Origin of the sequence: Vibrio sp. 10N.222.55.C6 (assembly GCF_041473395.1) — a bacterium.
Lineage (GTDB): Bacteria > Pseudomonadota > Gammaproteobacteria > Enterobacterales > Vibrionaceae > Vibrio > Vibrio crassostreae_C.
Genome location: NZ_JBFRSD010000783.1, coordinates 1 through 676, shown reverse-complemented (window position 1 = coordinate 676; position 676 = coordinate 1). Strand labels below are relative to the sequence as shown.

The following is a 676-nucleotide window of genomic DNA, read 5'->3' as shown; positions in this document are numbered from 1 at the left end:
GTTCTATATTGTCCAGAACCACCGATCCCAAGATACTTAGCACCCGCACCGCCTGTCACGATATTCGAGTCATAAGCCACAATCCCGCCTTCGATGACGATGTTAGCGGAACTCAAAGACGACAAGTCTGCCCCATGATTATTTACGACCTTATCTTTTTTCTGAGCCGCTCGAATGATCTTACGTTCAGTCAATAAGTTTTGGAGCCCTTCACGCTCCAGAGGTACAAACCACTGAGAGTCGATAAGTGCTGTCGTCAATAAAGACGTCCCACCCTGTGGCACTGCTGTGGAAAAGTTACTGTTTGGCTGAGGCTTGTATTGGCCTGTTTGATCTCTAAAGTCATAAACTGAGACCAATATTTTGCCGCGAGGCGGAGGTAATGAGATAAGATCGGTATAAGTCGATCCTCTCGGCATCAGTTTTGGCGTTTCAGAAGTCTCTGGAATTTGCATAGAGTAAGTGCACCCTCCCAACACAAAGGTCAAGAGGACGATAATGATCGATTTCATAACACAATCCTTGTGATTAGAGGTCTGGGTTTAGTCCCGAAACACTGATTTCTGTTGATTCCCCTGTCGCTTTATCGACGATTTGAACGAGTAAGGTCCCGGAGTCGTCAACAATATTGAGGAAAAAGTCATCTGTTTCTAACTGCCCTGTATTTCCGTTACCT

The 676-nt window shown here is 45.6% G+C and carries 1 protein-coding gene and 1 pseudogene; both read right to left on the bottom strand.

The genetic code is table 11. The annotated features are described in order from the left end of the window. On the bottom strand, nt 1–512 hold a 512-nt coding region (locus tag AB4486_RS26155), incomplete at its 3' end, for a CsgG/HfaB family protein (RefSeq protein WP_372119667.1). 16 nt (nt 513–528) lie between these two features. Beyond that, nucleotides 529–676: pseudogene (locus AB4486_RS26150) on the bottom strand (curli production assembly protein CsgF); the annotation flags it as partial.